Annotated in this window: 1 protein-coding gene; it reads right to left on the reverse strand. The window is 67.8% G+C overall.

The features are described 5' to 3' along the window. Positions 1 to 578: dihydropteroate synthase (locus tag CW362_RS42950; RefSeq protein WP_162684474.1), on the reverse strand; the 578-nt coding region annotated here is incomplete at both ends.

Genomic DNA, 578 nt, shown 5'->3' on the forward strand with positions numbered 1-578 from the left:
AGCGCGGCCAGCTCCTCGGCCTTGCCGGCCTTGAGCGACTTGGTGGTGGCGCCCTCGAACAGGGCCATCAGCTTCTGCAGCGGGTCGTAGCCCTCGGCACGCCGGTCGTAGATCAGATCCAGCGCCGTGGTGACCTCCTCCTCGCTGAAGCGGGCGATCGGCAGGATCTTCGAGGCGTGCACGATCGCCGAGTCCAGGCCCGCCTTGACGCACTCGTCCAGGAAGACCGAGTTCAGCAGGATCCGGGCGGCCGGGTTGAGACCGAAGGAGATGTTCGACAGCCCCAGCGTGGTCTGCACGTCCGGGCGGCGGCGCTTGAGCTCGCGGATCGCCTCGATCGTGGCGATGCCGTCCTTGCGAGACTCCTCCTGCCCGGTGCAGATCGTGAAGGTCAGAGTGTCGATGAGGATGTCGGACTCGTGGATGCCCCAGTTGCCGGTGAGGTCCTCGATCAGCCGCTCCGCGATGGCGACCTTGGTCTCCACCGTACGGGCCTGGCCCTCCTCGTCGATGGTCAGCGCGATCAGCGCCGCCCCGTGCTCACGCGCGAGGCGGGTGACCTTCGCGAACCGGGACTC

The organism is Streptomyces populi, assembly GCF_002911015.1.
Lineage (GTDB): Bacteria > Actinomycetota > Actinomycetes > Streptomycetales > Streptomycetaceae > Streptomyces > Streptomyces populi.